The sequence below is a fragment of the Pseudomonas sp. NEEL19 genome, assembly GCF_028751975.1.
GTDB classification, from domain to species: domain Bacteria; phylum Pseudomonadota; class Gammaproteobacteria; order Pseudomonadales; family Pseudomonadaceae; genus Aquipseudomonas; species Aquipseudomonas juntendi.
In genome coordinates, this window is sequence record NZ_CP081491.1 from 3,374,086 (window position 1) to 3,393,824 (window position 19,739).

Consider the following 19,739-nt stretch of genomic DNA (forward strand, 5'->3'; position numbering starts at 1 on the left):
GGTTCACCTCAGTACAGGCATTCGACCGCCATGGCCGTGGCTTCGCCACCACCGATGCAGATGGCCGCTATACCCCGGCGCAGGTTGTTCTGGCGCAGGGCCGACAGCAAGGTCACCAGGATGCGTGCCCCGGATGCCCCGATCGGGTGGCCGAGGGCACAGGCGCCACCGTGGATGTTGACCTTGTCATGGGGCAGGTCGAGGTGTTTCATGGCCGCCAGGGTGACCACGGCAAAGGCTTCGTTGACCTCGAACAGGTCGACCTCGGCCAGTTTCCAGCCCGTGCGCACAAGCAGCTTGTCGATAGCACCGATGGGCGCAGTGGGGAACAAGGCCGGGGTATCGGCGAAGGCCGAATGCCCGTGAATCACCGCCAAAGGCTTGAGCCCTCGCTTGGAGGCTTGGGAGCGGCGCATCAGCACCAGCGCCGCAGCCCCATCGGAGATCGAGCTGGCGTTGGCCGCGGTCACCGTACCGCCTTCACGGAAGGCCGGTTTGAGCTGTGCAATCTTGTCCAGCCGCGCCTTTGGCGGCTGTTCGTCGTCCTTGATGATCCGCGTTTGCTTACCCTCGGTGACCTCCACCGGAATGATCTCGGCGGCAAAACGGCCACTCTTGATCGCGTCCTGGGCGCGGGTCAGCGAGGCAATGGCAAACTGGTCCTGGGCCTCGCGGCTGAAGCCGTTGGCCTGGGCACAGTCTTCAGCAAAGGTGCCCATCAGGCGGCCCTTGTCGTAGGCATCTTCCAGGCCATCCATGAACATGTGGTCGATGATCTTGCCATGGCCCATGCGGTAACCACCGCGGGCCTTGTCCAGCAGGTAGGGGGCGTTGGTCATGCTTTCCATACCACCGGCCACCACCACCTCGGCGGTGCCGGCCAGCAGCAGGTCATGGGCCATGATCGCGGCCTGCATGCCCGAACCGCACATCTTGTTCAGGGTGGTGCAGGTGGTGTGCTTGTCCAACCCGGCACCCAGCGCCGCCTGACGCGCCGGGGCCTGGCCCTGGCCGGCCGGCAGGACGCAGCCGAACAGCACCTGCTCGACACTGGCGGCATCGATGCCGGCGCGCTCGACTGCGCCACGGATGGCGGCACTGCCCAGTTGCGGCGCGGTCAGGCTCTTGAGGTCGCCTTGCAGGCCGCCCATGGGCGTGCGCACGGCGCTGACGATCACAATCGGGTCATTGCTGAGGGTCATGGTCATCCTCCTTATTTGGCAGCCATGCGCAACGCACCGTCGAGGCGGATCACCTCACCGTTGAGCATGCTGTTCTCGATGATGTGCCGCGCCAGCGCGGCATACTCCTGCGGGCGGCCCAGGCGTGGCGGGAACGGCACCCCAGCGGCGAGGGAAGCACGTACGTCTTCGCTCATGCCGGCCATCATCGGTGTTTCGAAGATGCCCGGGGCGATCGTCATCACACGGATACCGAAGCGGGCCAGTTCACGGGCTACCGGCAAGGTCAGGCTGGCAATGGCGCCCTTGGACGCGGCATAGGCCGCCTGGCCGATCTGGCCATCATACGCCGCGATGGAGGCGGTGTTGATGATCACGCCACGCTCGCCATCCCCGCCGGCAACGCCTTCAGCCATGGCGGCGGCAGCCAGGCGCAGCAGGTTGAAGCTGCCGACCAGGTTGACGTTGATCACCTTGGCGAAGCTGGCGAGGCCATGCGGCCCCTGTTTGCCCAGCACTTTCTCGGCGCCTACGATACCGGCGCAGTTGATCAGCCCGTGGAGGCTACCGAACGCACTGACGGTTGCATCGACTGCTGCCTGGGCAGCCTGCTCGTCGCTGATGTCAGCCACCGCGAAACGGGCATGCTCGCCCAGTTCACGCGCCTTGGCCTCAACGGCCTGGGCATTGAGGTCAACCAGCATGACCTTGGCACCCGCCTCCACCAGCATCTGCGCAGTGGCAGCGCCCAGCCCGGATGCCGCGCCGCTGACGATGAAGTGTTTGTTCGCTATCTGCATGGTCGGTTTTCCTTTCAGGCGCTGGCAGGTGTTGCCTGCGGCGCTTGTTGTTTGGCGACTTCCTGGTTACGCAGGATGAAGCGTTGCAGCTTGCCGCTCGGGGTCTTGGGCAGGTCGCTGACGAATTCGATTTCGCGGGGGTAGGCGTGCGCGTACAGGCGCTGACGCACATGCTGACGCAATGCCTCTTCAAGTTCGGCATTGCCGTGATAGCCGCTGGCCAACACCACGAACGCCTTGATCAACTCGGTGCGCTCCGGATCCGGCTTGCCGATCACCGCAGCCTCGATCACTGCCGGGTGCTCGATCAACGCGCTTTCCACGTCGAAAGGGCCAACACGGTAACCAGAGGTGGTGATCACATCGTCACTACGCCCGACGAAGCTGATGCTGCCGTTCTGGTTCAACTCGACGGTATCGCCGCTCAGGTAGTACTTGCCGACGAAGGCCTTGGTCGGCAAACCCTGGTAGCCAGCGAACCAGCATAGCGGCGACCGCTCGCGGTCGACCGCGAGAATGCCCGGCTCGCCGGCCGGCAGCTCGCGCCCCTGCTCGTCCAGCACCACGATCCGATGGCCTGGAACGGCGAAGCCGGCCGAGCCCGGGTGCACCGGGTGCTGCAGGCCATGATGGTTGCACAGCACCATGCCCAGTTCGGTCTGCCCGTAGTGGTCGTGGATGGTCACCCCCAATTCGTCGGCAAACCAGCGAATCACTTCCGGGTTCAGCGGCTCACCGGCACTGCTGACAACGCGCAGGCGGCCCTTGATCGGTGCCGCGAAGGCATCGCCGGCCGCGATCAGCAAACGGTAAGCGGTGGGCGACCCGGCCAGGTTGGTGATGCCCAGCGTTTCGATCACCCGCACACAGCTTTCGACACTGAACGGGCCATCGTAGAAGGTGGTGGCATGCCCAAGGGACAGCGGCCCGGTCACGGCGTAATACAAGCCATAGGCCCAGCCGGGGTCGGCCAGGTTCCAGAAGTTGTCTTCGCGGCGCAGATCGATGGCATCGCGCATGTAGCCCTGGAAGGCGACGATGGCGCGCAACGGTACTTCCAGCGGCTTGGCCGGGCCGGTGGTACCGGACGTGAACATCAGCAGGAACGGGTCGTCGCCCGAGCGCATCACAGGCTCGCATTCAGGCGCGGCGCCGGCCAGGCACTGCTGGAAATCCAGTTCGCCACTGCGGGCGTTCACCGTGATGACCGTCGGGCAGGCGTGCACATCGTCCAGCTTGCCCCGGTTGACGCTGTCTGTGACAACGACACGGGCGCGTGACTGTTCAAGACGGTGCTCGATGGCCTTGGGCCCGAAGGCGGTGAACAAGGGCTGGTACACCGCCCCGATACGCCAGGTGGCCAGGATGCTGACCAGCAACTCGGGGGTGCGTGGCAACAGCCCCGCCACCCTGTCGCCCGCCTGCACGCCTTGCGCCTTGAGCACATTGGCGAACCGGGCGGCCAGCATGTGCAATTGCTCGAAGCTGTAGCGGGAAGTGTGGCCATCGCGATCGACATGCAGCAGTGCCACCTTGCCACCGCCTACATGGCGGTCACAGCACTCGACACACGCGTTAAGGGTTTCGAGGTTGCCGTGCAGTGCCCCAGCTACGGTGTTGCCAAGCTCGAACAGGCGAACAGCCTCGGCGTAATCACGCATCATCGGACTCCTGGTTTGTTGTTTTTGGAGTTAACCATCGGTCCGACGATGTTCGCGCCGCGCGTCACCCGCGGCAATGGCCAAAGCTGTCAATCTGGGTGACCGGTTTGGCCGTGCGCAGGCAGTGCAATGCGCTCGCGCGCTACCCTACGACGGGTCAAGCCCTGTTCAGACGTTCCCGGGTCAAGCGCAGGGCCAAGGCTTCCAGCGCCTCCTGGCGGTCGCGCATCAGTGTTCGGGCCTGGGCGTCGTAGGCACCACTGCCCAACTGCTGCATACGCTCTTCCAGCGCCTCCATGGCCTGCTCGAATTGCTGCTGGATCAGGGCGAAGTCCTGTGGGTGTTCGGCGCGCAACACCTCAATCCAGAAGTCCCGCTGGCTGATGTAGCGCGTGATGTCTTCACTCGCCTCCCCTGCCAGCACTGCGTTGCAGGCACGCTCCAGGTCGGCTTCAGAGACCACGGCCAACGCACCGAACAGCATGTACCGTGGCTGGCCGATCAGGTTCAAGCGTTCAGCCAGCCCTGTGCGGTAGGCCAGGCTGACCTCGACTTCCTCTTCGGCATGATCGCCGCGCTGCCAACGGCCATCCGCGTAGCGGCTGTTGATGTCCGCCCTGGCCAGTGCCAGTACGCTGTCAAGGCGGTACAGGCGCCGTGCCAGCAACAGCCGCGCATCACGGGTAGCCACAGGCTCACCGCCCTGGGTGGCATGCAGTACCTGGTACCGGACCTCCAGGTTGCTGAAGCAATTGGCGAGATTGTCGGCGCAGGCACGTGGTTCGTCGGCCAGCGCGAACAAGGCTTCGCGCAGGTCGCGGTCCACCGACAGCGCCTCGACCAAGGTCCACACCCTGGCGCCCAGTTGTTCAGGCGCAAGGCGGAACTCGGCACTCTGGGTCATGCCCACCAGCAGTTCGAAGAATGCATCACTGCCCGGTTCACTGCGCAAGGCCTGCCACTGCTCGCGGCCTAGGGCCTGGTCAGCCTCTGCGCGCGTGCCCAGCCATGCGTGCATGGCCTGCGCTTCTGCACCTTCGCCAAGCATGAGCGGGACGGGCACGATTTCAGGTGCATACAGTTGCTCGCGCAACGCAGTGGGCAGCGCGTTGCCTTCCACGTCCACGACTTGCCTCACCGCGGCCGGGGCGTCGAGCAATGCCTGGGGCAGCTCGGCAATCTGGTTGTCGCGCAGATCGGCATACTCCAGGCGCGCACACCATTGCAGGCCTGAAGGCATGCTGGTCAGCCCGGTACGCCGCAAGCGCAGCCGCTGCAGCCGGTACAGCCCCGATACATCCAGCTGCAGAGCGCCCAGCGGGTTTTCGTTCAGGTCCAGCCGGCGTAAATTGACGCAGCGCAACAACGCAGCCACTTGCCCGGCGCTGGGGCGGATGCGGTTGTTGCGGAGTATCAGCTGGTTCAGCTCGGGCATCCCTTCAAGGCCCTCGGGTAGCTCACGCAGGGCATTGTCGCTCAGGTCGAGCGTGCGCAGGTGCCGGAAGCAGCCTAGGAAACCAGGGGGCAGCGCAGGAACGCGCAAACCTCTCAGCGTCAGTTCCGCCACATGGCCAAAGCTGCTGCCCTGCGGCAATGTCGGCAACTCCCCTACCGCCATGTCAGCCACGTGCAGCCGCAGGCCGACCGGGTTGTTTTGCGCATCGAACACCCGCTCACCTTCCAGCCGCCAGGCACGGAGCAATGCAGAGGCCAACCGCCGGCGCGCATGCCGGGCCGGGCCCATGACGCGGAACATCCAGCGCTGCAGCTCTTCGTTAAGGCGCCGGAATTCCTGTTCCTGCAACAACAGGCTGTCGAAGGGCGAGCCGTCGATCTCCGCCATGATCCCCAGGTAACGCTCGACATCGTCATCACTGAACGACGGGTAAAGCCCACGCAGGCGGTTGCGCAACATCTGCTCGATTGACGATGCGGAAGGTAGCCTGCTGGCGCCGCCGCCGAGCAGGTAACCCAGGCGCCCGTCAGGCAAGCGTCGCATCGAGGTGCCCAGCGCCCGCGCTTCACGCCACCCAAGCAGCTTCAGCAGGTCCGAGGAACGCTCGGGTATCGCGCCTTGCAGGGCCAGGCGCAAGCTGTCGGCAGCAGACCCTCCTGTGGTACCCAGGCGCTGGCGAGACGCGCTCGGCAGGCACGCCGCCAGGACCTCGAACAGCCCAGCGGGTTCTGCCACCTCCCGTTCGGCAGGCAGGCCCTGTTCGTCATACAGGGTAAAGGCCCCGTCGCGCCAGACCATGACCAGCGTCTGCTGGCTGCCCGCCTGGGGCAGCAACCGTTCCTGCAAAGGGCCGAACACTGAGCGGTCCCGCAACTCAAGGTTGAGCATGCTTTGCGCAAACCCCTGCCGACGCAGCAGGGCAAACGCCAGCGCGACCGCATCGGGGTGATAGCTGCAGCGCAGGTAGAACGCCTCGCGCGCCCTTGTCAGGCGGGCCAGTTGCAACGAGGCACGGGCCTGTTGCGCCAAGCCCAGGGGGACCCGGCCGGTGCTTTCCATCTGCGCCCGCATGGCATCGCTGGCGTGGCTCAGCACGTCGAGCGTGTAGGCGTGCGGCAAGCCGGGATAGTCGCGCGCCAGCAGGCTTTGCAAAGTGTCTGCTCCGAGGTGGCAACACGAGAAGTACTCGAACATCCCTTCGCGCAGGCTCTGCGCATGCAACGCGATCTGCGCGAGCTGGGCAGGCAGCGTATCCGCGTCGATATCCAGCTCATGCACGCACCACTGCAACAGCTCGGTATCGTTCACGGTGGTATCGAGCTGCTGGAAAAACGTCTCTATCCTGGCATCCACCGCGAACCGCTCGAGGGTGTCGCGCAGCTGAACCGGAAGGGGCCGCTCCTCAACCAGCAAACCGCGCAGAAAAGCCTCGTCGACATCGGCCACTTTCAGTATCTGCGTCAATCGCTCTGGGGCAAGTGACTGTGCGGCCGGCCACAATCGCGCCAGCAGACGTGCAGTGCCCTGCCACTCCAATGGCCGTTCGGTCACCAGGCGCCAGGCGCGCTCGCCATTGGTTTGCAAGGCTGGCCCGTAAACATCGGGACCCTCCCGGTGCAACAACCGCCAGGTACCGTTGCGATCCTCGCGCACGCTGTACAATGCCTCATCGCAACGCCACCAATGGCCGCTGCCATCGGTCAACAGACCGTTCTCCAGCGTGGTCAATGGCGCTGCTGGCAGCGCCTGGCGGTAAGGGGCCAGGTCATCGTGCCACAAGCGTGCCTGGCCCGCCTCGTTGGTCACCGGGTGCAGTTGCCCGACAAAGGCGCTGTGCAAGGCATAGGCGCCGCCAAGCACAGCGCCGTTGACCGCCAGCGAGGTGGCCACCTGCATCATGTGCTGCAAGGCCTCGTGCTGATGGCCCTGGCTCCAGTCACTGAAACTTTCGAACACCTGCCCCAGCAGTTGCCTTGCCATGTCGGCCATCAACAGCGTGCCGACCACCGGCACGAACAACCCGGCCAGGTTGAGCAACACCTCGCCGACGCCCTCCAGGGCACGCAACCGCTCAGCCGCAGCATCGCTATCGGCCTGTTCGGTGGGCACCGCCAGGTATCGGGCATCGGCCTTGATGCGCTGAATGTGCCAGGCGGCCATCTGCTCGAAGATGGGCGTCGACGTCGAGAGCCTGCGCGGTTGCAGATCAGGCTCGTCGTCTTGCAGGCGTGTGGCGAGCAACGCCTGGTAGCCGGCACGCTCGCTGAGCGCAATCCGCCGTGCAAACGCGCTGCGGTAATGGGGAGCAGCCATTGCCGCGACCAATGCGCGGTTGGCGGTGGGCCAATCAGGGTAGTACTGCAGTGGCCGAGCCTGATCATCCGGCAGGTACAACAGCACCCCCTTGAGCAGCAGCAACCTCCCTGTCCCACCGACGGCAATCGACCACGAGTCGAGCAATTCGATGACCAAGGCGCCGTCCACCCGGCAACCCAGCACCTGCAGCCCGCCCACCCGAACATAATGGCTGCCGGGGTTCGTCGGGGTCTCGCCACGACCCAGTTGGCGCAGCATGCGCACTTCATTGATCTTGAGCTGCCCCTTGAGGGTGGCAATTTCTGTAGCCAGCGCCAGTTCAAGGCGCTTGTCCAAGGCCAGGTCGCGTTCGAAGGCCGCGTTCATGATCGCTGCCAGATGCCCCTGGTAGGCCTTGCCGACATCGGCTTCCCGGCAGGCGGCCACGACCGCGTCGATAGTTGCAGGCAGGGCTTGTTCTTCACGCTCGGGCGCAATGGGCGGCCGTACCAGCGCGGTCTGCTCGAAGAACGACTCCCTGGGCTTGAAGTTCTGTAACAGCTTTTCCAGCGCAGGCACCCTGACGAAGTACGATTCGAACTGGCGGATGCCGCCAAGGTCCACACGCAGGCGCCGGCGCTCTTCACGCCAGGTCAGCCGATCGAGCGGTACAGCAAGGCCCAGGGCGCCGTTCAGGCGCTCCTCGGCAAATGCCATCAGTGGCTGCAGGTGTTCGGTAACGCTGCTGAGTGTGCGCTGGCTGGCAAGGTGCGCATCCAATGCAGACTGCAGCGCAGCAAGGCCAACAGGGCTGGCCTTGCTTAGCCAATCAGGCAAGCGGTTGGCAATGAAGCGCTCTACCGGGTGTTGGAGCCAGGGTTTTACAGGTTGCGAGGGCATGTCAGTGTTCCTTGACGGGGATCATGACCCCCGACTGTGCCGCCTTCCCCAGCGGCGATGGCAGCAGGAAACGATCGCCTGCCGCCAACGCCCGGCAGTCACCCCGAAGCGCGCTCAGTCCTGCTGCCCGACCCCGTGGGCAGGTCCATCGCCTCGCGGGTCAAACGCATCAACAACGCCTCGATCGCCGCCTTGCGCTCTTCCGCCAGCCTGTCGAAATCGCGCAGGTAGGCGCCTTCATTGGCCGCCTCCGCGCTCAGCCCCTCCATGCGGCCCCAGAAAGGCGCTTCCACGGCATTGAACGCTGCTGGTTCTTCGCGCCGCAGGTACTCCTGCCAGAAATCACGTTGCGCGATGAAGCGGGGCAACTGCTCGGTAGCCTCCGCTTCACGCACCGTTGCAGCCGCTGCAGCCAGTTGCTGCCGGCTGACGGCGGCGATGGTCTCGAACTGCATCGTTCTCGGCTGCCCTGGCAGGTCCAGCTCTTCAGCCAGGCCGGTGCGATACGCCAGGCTGACCTCGACTTCATCGACATGCTGCCCTTGCGCCAGGCGCACCTTCACATCCTCTCGGGCCAGGCGCTCCACCTGTTCCAGACGAAACAGCTGCCTCGCCACACGCAAACGGGTGAGCCGTGCGGCCACGGGTTCAGCCTGTTGCAATGACTGGCGCAGATACAAGCGCACTTCCAAGGCACTGAAACAGCTCGCGACGCTGTCGGCACAGGTTCGCGGGTCGGCAGCCAGGTTGAACAGTTCTTCGCGCAACACCGTGTCGTTCTGCATCGCCTCCAGCATGCGCCACACACGCCGCCCCAGGTCATCGGGAATGACCTGATAATCGCGCGTGTCGGTCAGCTCCGTCAGCAACCGGAAGAACGCATCGCTACCTTCTTCACGCTGAACGCCATCCCACCGGGCCTCACTGAAACCCCGCTGCGGCGCCGCGACCAATGCCAGCCAACGCTCGCGTGCGGTGTCGATGGCCAGCAAAGGCTCGTCAACGGCAGCCTCCACTGCCCCCGCGGCAAGCATGCGCTGCCTGACGGCATTCGACAGCGGGTTACCCGATAATTGCACCGCCAGCCGCAACGCCTCAGGCGCTTCCAGCAGCGGCTCTGGCAGTGCACCGATATGGTTGTCGCGCAAATCCGCGAGCTCCAGCAACCGGCAGCGGTGCAACTGCGCAGGTACCGTCTGCAAGTTGGCGCCGCGCATGTGCAGCTCGCGCAGGCGCCCCAAGGTATCCAACTGCAGCGCAATGGCGCCCAGGGGGTTGTGATTCAGATCGAGGACACGCAGGCGCGTCAGGCTGCCGAGGGTTGCAACACCCGCCGCCGTCATGCGGATCTGGTTGCCAGCCAGGCTGAGGTTGGTCAGGTGCGACAGGTGCCTGAGGTCGGCAGGCACCTCGCTCAGGCGATTGCCACTCATGTTCAACCAGCGCAGTTGGGTGAAACAGCGCAGGAAGCTGGCCGGCACATGCTCCACGGCCAGGTCGCTGAGTATCAGTTCAGCAAGATGGTTGAAATCGGTGCCTGCGGGCAGCTCCGGCAGGCTGCGCAAGGGTACGCCCGTCAGGCTCAGGCGCATGCCCTGAGACTCGCCGTGCTGGTCGACGATCCGCTCGCCGATCAGGCGCCAGCTGCGTCGCAGTTCGCCTGCAGCAGATAGCCGCGCCGCCTGGCTGGCACTGTTGCGGGTACCCTCCACCCACCGTGTCAACGCGTCGCTGAACCTGCGGTACTGTTGTTCCTGCAGCAACAGATTGCAGAACGCCGAACCTGGCCGCTCCAGCAGCAGCTCCAGAAAGGTCTCCACTTCCTCTTCATTGAAACCTGGATAGAGGCTTCGAATGCGGGTACGCAACACGCGCTGGCTGAAGTTACCCGCTGTGCCCCTGCCGCTGAGCACGTAGCCGACTCGGCCATCGGGCAGGCGCCGAACAGGGTTTGGCGGCACGCCAACGTCGCTGACACCCAGTAATTTCAACAGCGCACCACGCCCCTGCGGTAGCCAGCGTTGCAGGGCCAGGCGCAGTGCACTGCGCGCCTGGTCGCCCTGCCAACCCAGGCGTTGCCTGTCTGCCGTGGGCAGGCAGGCCAGCAGCGCTTCGTAGAATTCAAGCGGCCGCTGCGCGCTGGCCTGTAGCTCGGTACCGGCCACGTCATACAGGCGGTAGTGGCCCTCCTGCCGGACCATCACCACGTTGGCGGCGGTTTGTTCCGGCCCAGGCAGCTGCGCCAGCCTACGCCCCGCAAGCGACCCCTCACGCAGCTCCACCTGCGCTGTTGCCGGCCACTTGGCATGCTCGCGCAACAGGCAGAACACCAACTCGTCCAGGCCGGGGTGGTGGCTGCCAGCCAGAAACAGCCCTTCACGCATGCGCGTCAGCCTGGCCACTTGCAACAGCTCGCGGGCCTGCTGCGCCACCGCCAACGGCAGGCGCGCCTGCGTGCGCAGGATGACCCGCTGTTCGGTCGAGATATGCCGCAGAACCTCCAACACGTAGGCGTCTGGCAAGCCCGGAAAATCGCGACGTATGAGCCAGGCCTGGGCGTCTGCCTCCAGATAGCGGCCGCCCAGGTAGTCCAACAACCGGGAACGCAGGCTTTCCGCATGCCGGGTAACCTGCACCACCTGCTCATCCCGCGGTAGCGCTTGCAGGCCAAGGGCGTCCAGGCACCATTGCCACAACTGATCGTCCGCACTGCCCACCTGGGCGAAGAAACGCTCCATTCTTTCACCTGCAGCAAAGCGCTCCAACGTGTCACGTAACGCGACCGGCACCGGTCGCTTCTCCACCAGCAAACCGCGCAAGTGCTCCTCGGATACGTCGGCAACCCTGAGCACCTGCGCAACCCGCGCCGAGCCCAATGATGATGATGCAGGCCACAGGCGCTGCAGCAGCCTCTGGGCGCCTTGCCATTCCAGCGGCCGTTCGCTGGCCAGTTGCCAGGAGGCTTCAGCGTTCCACTCCAGGGCAGGGCCGAAGGCCGTATCATCGGTGACGTCCTGCAAGCGCCAAGGGCCATGCTCACCCTGCGCCCGTACCCGCCAGTAGCTACCGTCGTGGTACCACCAGTGCCGAACCCCATCGCTCAGCAGGCCATTTTCCAGTTCGCGCAGCGTTCCGCTCGGCCGCCCGCTCTGGTAACGCGTCAGGTCGTTCGACCAAAGCCGTTGCTGCCCTGCATCGTTGGTGACGGGCTCCAGCCCATCGACAAAAGTGCTGCGTACGAAGCCACGCGCCACCACCGTGGCGCCGCCGGCAACCGCCGCCGTTACCGCCAGGTTCTCCGCCACCCCCAGCAAATGCTCGATAGCCTCATGCTGATGGCCCAGGCTCCAGTGCCTGGCCCCTTCGTAAACCTCCGACAAGGTCTGCACGACCATGTCGGCAAGCAGCAATGCCCCAACCGTCGGCACGAACAACCCCGCCAGGTTGAGCAGTGCCAGCCCTGCCGACGCCAACGCGTGCTCACGTGCCAGCGTCTGGCTGGAATCGGCATCAGCGGTGGGCACCGCCAGGAACCGCGCATCCTCGCGAATCCGTTGCAACTGCTGTACCGCCAGGCCTTCGAACTGCCCCTGCGGCAGGTTGGCGAAGGTCGGCTCCAGATCAGGTTCATCATCGGCCAGCCGCTTGGCCAGGGTGGCGACGAACCCTGCCCGCTCATGTAATGCAATGCGTTCCAGCAGCGCTGCATACCGAGCGGGATCCTTGAACATCTCGACCAGCTCGAAGTTCACCACACGCCAGGAAACCAAGTGCCGGAAGGCAGAGTGGGCATCGTCCGACAGCACCAGTTGCACACTGCCGGCATACCGCTGGTTGTCGTTGGCAACCTCAACCACCAGTGCCCCGTGCACCGTGCAACCCAGCACCTGCAACGGGCCGCAGCGCACGGTGCGGCCGTTTGAAAGGGCAGTTCTGCGGCCTGCCACTATATCGCGCACTATCTGTACATCCTCTGCCGGCAGAAGCCCGCGGGTGGCGGCTATCTCCAGTTGCAAGGCCAGGGTTCGGCGCAGGCTGGTGGCCAGTGTTTGCTCAAAGGCAGGGGTAAACAACCGGGCCAGGTGTTCCTGATAGCGTGCGCCCACATCGGTACTGCGGCAGGCCTCTACAATCCGTGCTGCATCATCGAGGGCCACCCGTTCCGGCACGTCGGTAGCGGGGTCTGCGGGGTATACCAGTGCCGTCTCTAGATAAAAGGATTCGCCGCTGGCAAAGTTTTGCATCAACCTCTGCAACGCCGGCACCCTCACGAAGTAGGACTCATCCGTGGGCAATTTTCCTGGCTCGACCTTGAACCTGCGCCGCTGCTCGCGCCATTCCAAGCGGTCAAGATCCAGCAGCGCGCCGCCCTCCCGGTAAAGGCCCTGGGTCAGCAAGCGGCGGGCAAACGCATCGATCGGCTGCAACTGCCGGAGTACAGCCGACATTTCAGCCTGGCTTTTGAGGTAGGCGCTATAGGCATCGCGCAGCGCCATGATTTGTGAGGCGCTGGCCCGCCTCAACCAATCAGGCAGTATCTGGCTGATGAAATCATCCGTCGCGCGTTCGAGCTTGGGGTGCAGGGGTGCCTGTGGCATGAAGGGGTGCTCCTTTGGCTGGAAACCCCCGACGCTGACGCATTGGCGCTGTGTGCAGCAGACGGAATCAGTTGCCAGCGTGGCGAGCCTGGACCACCGCGCGGTATTGCCCCGGGTTGCAGCCGAACCACTTGCGAAAGGCCTTGTAGAACGAACTGGCATCGGCAAAACCCAGCCGTTCGGCAATTTCGCCCATGGCTGGCTCGGCGCCGACCAGCCAGGTGGTGGCAAGCTCGCGCCGCACACTGTCCTTGAGCCCCTGGTAGGTCTGCCCCTCTTCGGCCAGGCGCCTGCGCAGCGTAGAAGCAGACAGGCACAGCGTTTGCGCCAGGTGCTCCAGCGCTGGCCATTGTGCAGGTGCCTGGCGCAGCAGATCGGTACGAATGCGCCGCGCCAGGCTGGACGGGTCACGGTAACGCACCAGGATGTTGGCGGGCGCTTCGGCAAGAAAACGCTGCAATTCCTGCTCGCTGCGCCGCACTGCCAGGCCTAGGCAATCGGCGGGGATGATCATGCGCGTACGCGGGCGGCCGAACTGCAGGCTTTCGGAAAACATCACCCGGTAATCATCACAGAACGGTGGCTCGGCGCAGCGCAGGTCGATCGCCAGGATGGGGATGCGCCGCCCGGCCAGCCAGCAGGCCACGCCATGCACGATCATCCAGAAGGTGAAGTAGGTGAAGGCACGGCGCGGCTCCGCGCGCGGTTCGTTGATAACGATCTCGGCCAGGCCCGGTTGGCGCACCAGGCACGGCTGCAGGTCTTCGAGCATCAGTGCCAGAAAGCCCAGGGCCGTTTCCAGGCCTTGCCCCAGGGTTGGCTGAGCCATGCTCGCACGGCACATGAACGCCAGGCTGCCAGTGCGCAGCCCGCGAGGGTCCATGGCAAAGAACTCGTCATTGCAGCGCCGGGCCAGCAAGCGCCACAGGCGCGCATAGGATTGCGCGGCAACGCGCGCCTCGGGCAGCTCGAGGCAACTGGCATCGATGCCGGCACGCGCCAGCAGGGCGGCATTGGCTTCGCCCGGTGGGCAGGTCTGCATCAGCGCCTCACGCACCAGTTGCATGGAGATCGTATCTTTCGTGCTCATCGGTTGTTCCGGGCCCAGTCACCGGCCATCTTAGGCCGCTGGCGCGAAAACACCAGCCCTTGGGCACACCGCGCAACTGCCATCGCCGGGCGTCACTGCGGCAATTGCACCTGCGGCTTTGCCTCGGCGAAGATCGCCCAGCTGGACATGAACAGCGCCGCGATCAACGGCCCGATAACGAAGCCGTTGAGCCCGAACACCGTCAACCCACCCAATGTGGATACCAGGATCAGGTAGTCCGGCATGCGCGTGTCCTTGCCTACCAGAATCGGCCGGAGCAGGTTATCCACCAGGCCGATCACCAGCACCCCGAACGCGGTCAGGATGATGCCCGGCAATATCGCCCCGGTCAGCAGGAAGTAGACGGCCACGGGTGCCCAGACAATGCCCGCGCCCACCGCGGGCAGCAGCGACAGCAACGCCATCAGCACCCCCCAGACCAGGGCACTGGGAATATCCAGCACCCAGAAGATGAAGCCACCCAACGCACCTTGGGTCACGGCCACCAGCACGTTGCCCTTGACCGTGGCCCGCACCACCCGGTTGAACTTCAGTTGCAAGCGGCGTTTCTGGTGCTCGGGCAGCGGCACGGCCAGGCGCACACGGCGGGCCACATCGGCGCCTTCACGCAGGAAGAAGAACAGCAGGTACATCATGATGCCAAAGCCGATCAGGAACTCGAACGTACCCTGGCCAAAGCTGAAGGCCTGGCTGGCCAGCACCTGGCTGCCCTGGGTCGCCCACTTGGTGATCTTGTCGCGCAAACCATCGAGGTTGCCCACGCCCAGGTGGTCCAGCCCGTTTTGCGCGAACGCCGGCAGCATGTCCTTGCCCCGTTCGACGTAACCGGCAATGTCCAGCTGCCCGCTTTCGATCCGTTGGTACAGGGTCGCGCCTTCCTGCACCAGCAGCAGGCTGGTGATGATCACCGGCAGCACCGCCACCAGCAGGCAGATCATGGTCGTGGTGATCGCTGCCAGGTTGCGCCGGCGACCAAAACGCATCACCAGGTTGCGCTGCAGCGGGGCAAACAGGATAGCCAGCACAACCGCCCAGAATATCGCGCCGTAGTACGGCAGCAGGATCCACACGAATGCGATGGTCACCAGCGCCAGGAGTACCGCGAGGGCTTTGTTCTGTAGGGCAGTTTCGTTCATTGCAGGTCCTCGAATGGCGTATGCGATATTAGTTCGCGCCGCTTGGCCAAAAGTGCCGCTACATCCGTTGATATATATCAAAACATGCACCAGCCCCGTGCCTTAGCATCCGCGCCCTTTGCCCCGGTGCGCACCATGACCCTGATCAGCAAGCCCGAACTCCTGGCCCCTGCCGGCACCCTCAAGACCATGCGCTATGCCTTTGCCTATGGCGCCGACGCGGTCTATGCCGGCCAGCCGCGCTACAGCTTGCGGGTGCGCAACAACGAGTTCGACCACACCAACCTGGCACTGGGCATTGCCCAGGCCCACGCGCTGGGCAAGCGCTTCTACGTCGTGGTCAACATCGCCCCGCACAACGCCAAGCTGAAGACATTCCTCAAGGACCTGGCACCGGTGATCGCCATGGCGCCGGACGCGCTGATCATGTCCGACCCCGGCTTGATCATGCTGGTGCGCCAGCATTTTCCGGACATGCCGGTGCACCTGTCGGTACAGGCCAACACGGTAAACTGGGCCAGCGTGCAGTTCTGGCAAGGCATGGGCCTTGGCCGGGTGATCCTGTCACGCGAGTTGTCACTGGAAGAAATCGGCGAAATCCGCCAACAGGTGCCGGGCATGGAGCTGGAAGTGTTCGTGCATGGCGCCCTGTGCATGGCCTACTCCGGCCGCTGCCTGTTGTCGGGTTACCTTAACAAGCGTGATGCCAACCAGGGCACCTGCACCAACGCCTGCCGCTGGAAGTACGATGCCACACCCGCCACCGAGAACGCCGTGGGCGACATCGTTCGCCAAGTGCAGCCCACCCTGGGCCTGGGCGCCCCTACCGACCAGGTGTTCCTGCTGCAGGAGAGCAACCGGCCCGGTAGCGAAATGCCGGCGTTCGAAGATGAGCACGGTACCTACATCATGAATGCCAAGGACCTGCGCGCCATCCAGCACGTGGAACGCCTGGTCGGCATGGGCGTGCATTCGCTGAAGATCGAGGGCCGCACCAAGTCGCATTTCTACTGCGCCCGCACCGTGCAGGCGTACCGCCAGGCAATCGATGACGCAGTGGCCGGGCGCCCCTTCGACCGCGCGCTGATGGACAACCTGGAGTCGCTGGCACAACGGGGCTACACCGAAGGTTTTCTGCGCCGCCACGTGCACGACGAGTACCAGAACTACCAGCGTGGCAACTCGGTGTCCGAGCGCCAGCAGTTCGTTGGCGAGCTGACCGGGGTGCGCGTCGACGGCCTGGCCGAGGTCAAGGTGAAGAACCGCTTCAGGGTGGGCGACCACCTCGAGCTGATGACCCCGCGCGGCAACTACCATTTCGACTTGCAGCGCCTGTGCAACGGTCAGCGGCAGGCCATCGAGGTAGCGCCGGGTGATGGCCACGTGGTCTACCTGCCGATTCCGGAACAGGTCGCCCTCGACCACGCGTTGCTGATGCGTGACCTTGCCCCCGAAGCAGCCACCCGCTGAGAATCCTGTACTATGGACCGGTTTGCTCTGAAGGAGTGTTGCGACATGCTGCGTAAACATCTGTTGACCCTGGGCCTGCTGGCCATGAGCGGCCTGGCCCAGGCTGGCGACACCATCGACGTGTACCGCGACCCCAACTGCGGCTGCTGCAAGGCCTGGATCAGCCACCTGCGCGATAACGGTTTCACCGTCAACGACCATGTCGAACCGAACATGAGCGCGGTCAAGCAGCGCCTGGGCGTGGCCCCACGCCTGGCTTCGTGCCATACCGGGGTGATCGACGGCAAGTTCGTCGAAGGCCACGTGCCGGCCGAACAGGTACGCCTGTTGAGCCAGCGCAACGACCTCAAGGGCCTGGCCGTGCCGGGCATGCCGATGGGCTCACCGGGCATGGAAATGGGCGACCACAAGGATGCCTACCAGGTGATCGGGGTGACCCAGGGCGGCCGGGACACCGTGGTCGCCAACTACTGATGCTCGGCCTGTGGGCGCTGTTTTTCAGTGCCTTTGGCGCCGCCACCCTGCTGCCGCTGCAATCGGAAGCCGTGCTGGTCGGGCTGTTGCTGGGCCAGCCCGAGGCCTGGGCCACCCTGCTGCTGGTCGCCACCTTGGGCAACGTGCTCGGTTCGGTGGTGAACTGGCTGTTGGGCCGGGCCATCGAGCACCTGCGCGACAAGCGCTGGTTCCCCTTCAGCACCGCGCAGTTGGCGCGTGCGCAGCAGCGCTACCAGCGCTGGGGCCAATGGTCGCTGCTGCTCAGCTGGATGCCGGTGATTGGCGACCCCTTGACGCTGATTGCCGGGATCATGCGCGAACCGTTCTGGCGCTTCCTGCTGCTGGTGAGCGTGGCCAAAGCAGGGCGCTATGCAGTGCTCACCATGATCACCCTGGGCTGGTTTCACGCTCGGTAACACCTTTCGCCCTCCCCTCGGTCCATGGGCTGTTACAGTGCTTTTTTCCTACAAGCTTCTACAGGGAGTTCCCCCATGCTGCGCGCAACAGCTCTGGCCTTGGCGTGCCTGGCCGGCGGTTCGGCCGTCGCTGCCGAATCGCCCACCTTCGGCCCCCAACTCGAAGGTTTCCGCTACCCGCATCCGCTCCAGCATTTCGACTTCAAGTCCCAGGGCCAGGCCCTGCAGATGGGCTACATGGACGTGCCTGCACAAGGCCAGGCCAACGGCCACAGCGTGGTGTTGATGCACGGCAAGAACTTCTGCGCCGCCACCTGGGAAACCACCATCGAGGCGCTGAGCAAGGCCGGCTACCGAGTGATCGCCGTCGACCAGGTCGGCTTCTGCACGTCCAGCAAACCGGCGCACTATCAGTACAGCTTCCAGCAGTTGGCAGACAATACCCATGCCTTGCTGGAGCGCCTGGGAGTCAAGCGTGCCAGCGTGCTCGGCCACTCCACCGGGGGCATGCTCGCCACCCGTTACGCGCTGATGTACCCGCAACAGGTCGAGCGGCTGGCGATGGTCAACCCGATCGGCCTGGAAGACTGGAAGGCGCTTGGCGTGCCCTACCGTACCGTGGACCAGTGGTATGCCCGCGAGCTGAAGCTCAATGCCGAGGGTGTACGCGAGTATGAGCGCAAAACGTATTACGCGGGCCGCTGGAAGCCGGAATACGAGCGCTGGGTGCAGATGCTGGTGGGGCTCAACCAGGGCCCCGGGCATGAAGCGGTGGCATGGAACTCGGCATTGATCTACGACATGATCTTCACCCAGCCGGTGTACCACGAGTTCAAGGACCTGCAGATGCCCACCTTGCTATTGATCGGCGACAAGGACAGCACGGCGATCGGCAGTGATATCGCGCCGCCGCAGGTCAAGGCCAGGCTGGGCAAGTATGCCGAACTGGGGCCGCAGGTGACCAAGCTGATCCCCAAGGGTGAGCTGATCACATTCGAAGGCATGGGGCACGCGCCGCAGATCGAAGAGCCGGTCAGGTTCAACCGCACGCTGATCGAATGGTTGGGGCGCTGAGCGGCTGTCGGGCTTAGCCCCCTCCAAACCGCTGCAGTTGCATCTCCCGTAGCCGGCTCAGGGTGCGTTGAAAAGGGAACGCCAGGTACCCCTGGGTGTAGAGGGCATCCAGCGGTACGTGCGCTTCCAGGTACAATGCCACCCGGCGGTCATAACACTCGTCGACCAGGGCAATGAACCGGCGCACCGCGTCGTCGTTGGGCGACAAGGCGGGTAGCTGGCGATCGCCCGCCGCTACCCGCAGCGCCGCATCCTCGGTGCCACGGGCAATGCGCCCCGCCCGCTGTTCACCGCCCAGCGCCGGCACTGCCGATAACAGAATGGCTGCAAAACGGTCGCACAGAGCCATGAAATCCACGGCTGCCAGGGGTTGCTCGCACAGGTCGGCAAAACGGCACCAGATGGCGTGGTCATTGCGGCGCACCACCTGGACTTGCCGGGTGCCGATCGGCAACGGCCGGTCGGTGCCGCCATCGTCGGGGCCAAGCTGGCGGAACACCTCGCCCAGCCGGCTGGCCTGCCCCGCCTCTACCACCCAGTAGCGCTGCTGCGCTGCGCCGGGGTGCAGGCGGTGATCCTGGCCGCCAGCCACCGGCAGCACCTGCATGTGGAGCTGGATTGCGGCGATAGCCGGCAGGAAGCGCTCGCGGTTGAAACCGTCGCGGTACAGTTGCTCGGGTGGCTGATTGGACGTGGCGACAACCACCACGCCCTCGTCGAACAGCACCTGGAACAGCCGGCCAAGAATGATCGCATCGCCAATGTCATTGACGAACAGTTCGTCGAAGCACAACACCCGAATCTGGCCGGCGAGCTCCCGGGCCAGCGCTTGCAATGGGTCGGCAGTGCCGTTCAGCTGAAACAGGCGCTGGTGCACCCAAGCCATGAAATGGTGGAAATGCTGGCGTCGGCTGGGCACGGTCAGGCAGCGATGGAACTGGTCCATCAGCCAGGTCTTGCCACGGCCGACCGGCCCCCATAGGTAAATACCCTGGGCCGGGCGGCCCTGTTCAAGGGCCTGAAAACAGCCCTGCAAGGCGTCAACGGCGCGCGCCTGGGCAGGGTCGGCGACATAGCCCTGGGTCGCCAGGGCTTGCTGGTAAAGGAATTGCGGGGTCATGGCCATGCCGCATTCTACACGGCCAA

Annotated in this window: 12 protein-coding genes; 4 read left to right on the forward strand and 8 right to left on the reverse strand. The window is 64.7% G+C overall.

Features of this window, described 5'->3' with window-relative positions:
- Positions 1-8: 8 nt before the first annotated feature.
- The 7 genes from K4A76_RS15045 to K4A76_RS15075 form a co-directional block, all read right to left on the reverse strand.
- The gene (locus tag K4A76_RS15045) at positions 9-1,202 is read right to left on the reverse strand and encodes an acetyl-CoA C-acyltransferase (RefSeq protein WP_274410598.1); all 1,194 of its coding nucleotides are present in this window, start codon (positions 1,200-1,202) and stop codon (positions 9-11) included.
- Positions 1,203-1,213: 11 nt separating this feature from the next.
- A complete protein-coding gene (locus K4A76_RS15050; RefSeq protein WP_054911762.1) occupies positions 1,214-1,981 on the reverse strand; it encodes an SDR family NAD(P)-dependent oxidoreductase in 768 nt (255 codons plus the stop codon).
- A 14-nt stretch (positions 1,982-1,995) separates the two neighbouring features.
- Complete coding sequence (locus K4A76_RS15055) at positions 1,996-3,642, reverse strand: AMP-binding protein (RefSeq protein WP_274410599.1); 1,647 nt, start codon at positions 3,640-3,642, stop codon at positions 1,996-1,998.
- A 157-nt stretch (positions 3,643-3,799) separates the two neighbouring features.
- The gene (locus K4A76_RS15060; protein WP_274410600.1) at positions 3,800-8,293 is read right to left on the reverse strand and encodes an NEL-type E3 ubiquitin ligase domain-containing protein; all 4,494 of its coding nucleotides are present in this window, start codon (positions 8,291-8,293) and stop codon (positions 3,800-3,802) included.
- A 98-nt stretch (positions 8,294-8,391) separates the two neighbouring features.
- On the reverse strand, positions 8,392-12,891 hold the full coding sequence (locus K4A76_RS15065) for an NEL-type E3 ubiquitin ligase domain-containing protein (protein ID WP_274410601.1): 4,500 nt from the start codon (positions 12,889-12,891) through the stop codon (positions 8,392-8,394).
- A gap of 67 nt (positions 12,892-12,958) precedes the next feature.
- A complete protein-coding gene (locus K4A76_RS15070) occupies positions 12,959-13,981 on the reverse strand; it encodes an AraC family transcriptional regulator (protein ID WP_236185863.1) in 1,023 nt (340 codons plus the stop codon).
- A 92-nt stretch (positions 13,982-14,073) separates the two neighbouring features.
- On the reverse strand, positions 14,074-15,138 hold the full coding sequence (locus tag K4A76_RS15075; RefSeq protein WP_009684185.1) for an AI-2E family transporter: 1,065 nt from the start codon (positions 15,136-15,138) through the stop codon (positions 14,074-14,076).
- Positions 15,139-15,273: 135 nt separating this feature from the next.
- On the opposite strand from K4A76_RS15075, the gene trhP reads away from it, so the two are divergent.
- The 4 genes from trhP to K4A76_RS15095 all read left to right on the forward strand — a co-directional run bounded on the left by trhP (position 15,274) and on the right by K4A76_RS15095 (position 18,593).
- Positions 15,274-16,608 (forward strand): prephenate-dependent tRNA uridine(34) hydroxylase TrhP, encoded by a 1,335-nt coding sequence (gene trhP / locus K4A76_RS15080; RefSeq protein ID WP_274410602.1) that lies wholly within the window; start codon positions 15,274-15,276, stop codon positions 16,606-16,608.
- Positions 16,609-16,653: 45 nt separating this feature from the next.
- A complete protein-coding gene (locus K4A76_RS15085) occupies positions 16,654-17,082 on the forward strand; it encodes a DUF411 domain-containing protein (protein WP_274410603.1) in 429 nt (142 codons plus the stop codon).
- On the forward strand, positions 17,082-17,519 hold the full coding sequence (locus tag K4A76_RS15090) for a YqaA family protein (protein ID WP_009684188.1): 438 nt from the start codon (positions 17,082-17,084) through the stop codon (positions 17,517-17,519). The genes K4A76_RS15085 and K4A76_RS15090 overlap by 1 nt, the downstream gene beginning before the upstream one ends.
- Positions 17,520-17,594: 75 nt before the next feature.
- Positions 17,595-18,593 carry an alpha/beta fold hydrolase gene (locus K4A76_RS15095; RefSeq protein WP_009684189.1) on the forward strand — a complete coding sequence of 333 codons (999 nt, stop codon included), beginning with the start codon at positions 17,595-17,597 and terminating at the stop codon, positions 18,591-18,593.
- A 13-nt stretch (positions 18,594-18,606) separates the two neighbouring features.
- Here K4A76_RS15095 and zapE read toward each other — a convergent pair whose 3' ends face one another.
- Positions 18,607-19,719 (reverse strand): cell division protein ZapE, encoded by a 1,113-nt coding sequence (gene zapE, locus K4A76_RS15100; RefSeq protein ID WP_274410604.1) that lies wholly within the window; start codon positions 19,717-19,719, stop codon positions 18,607-18,609.
- Positions 19,720-19,739: the final 20 nt, after the last annotated feature.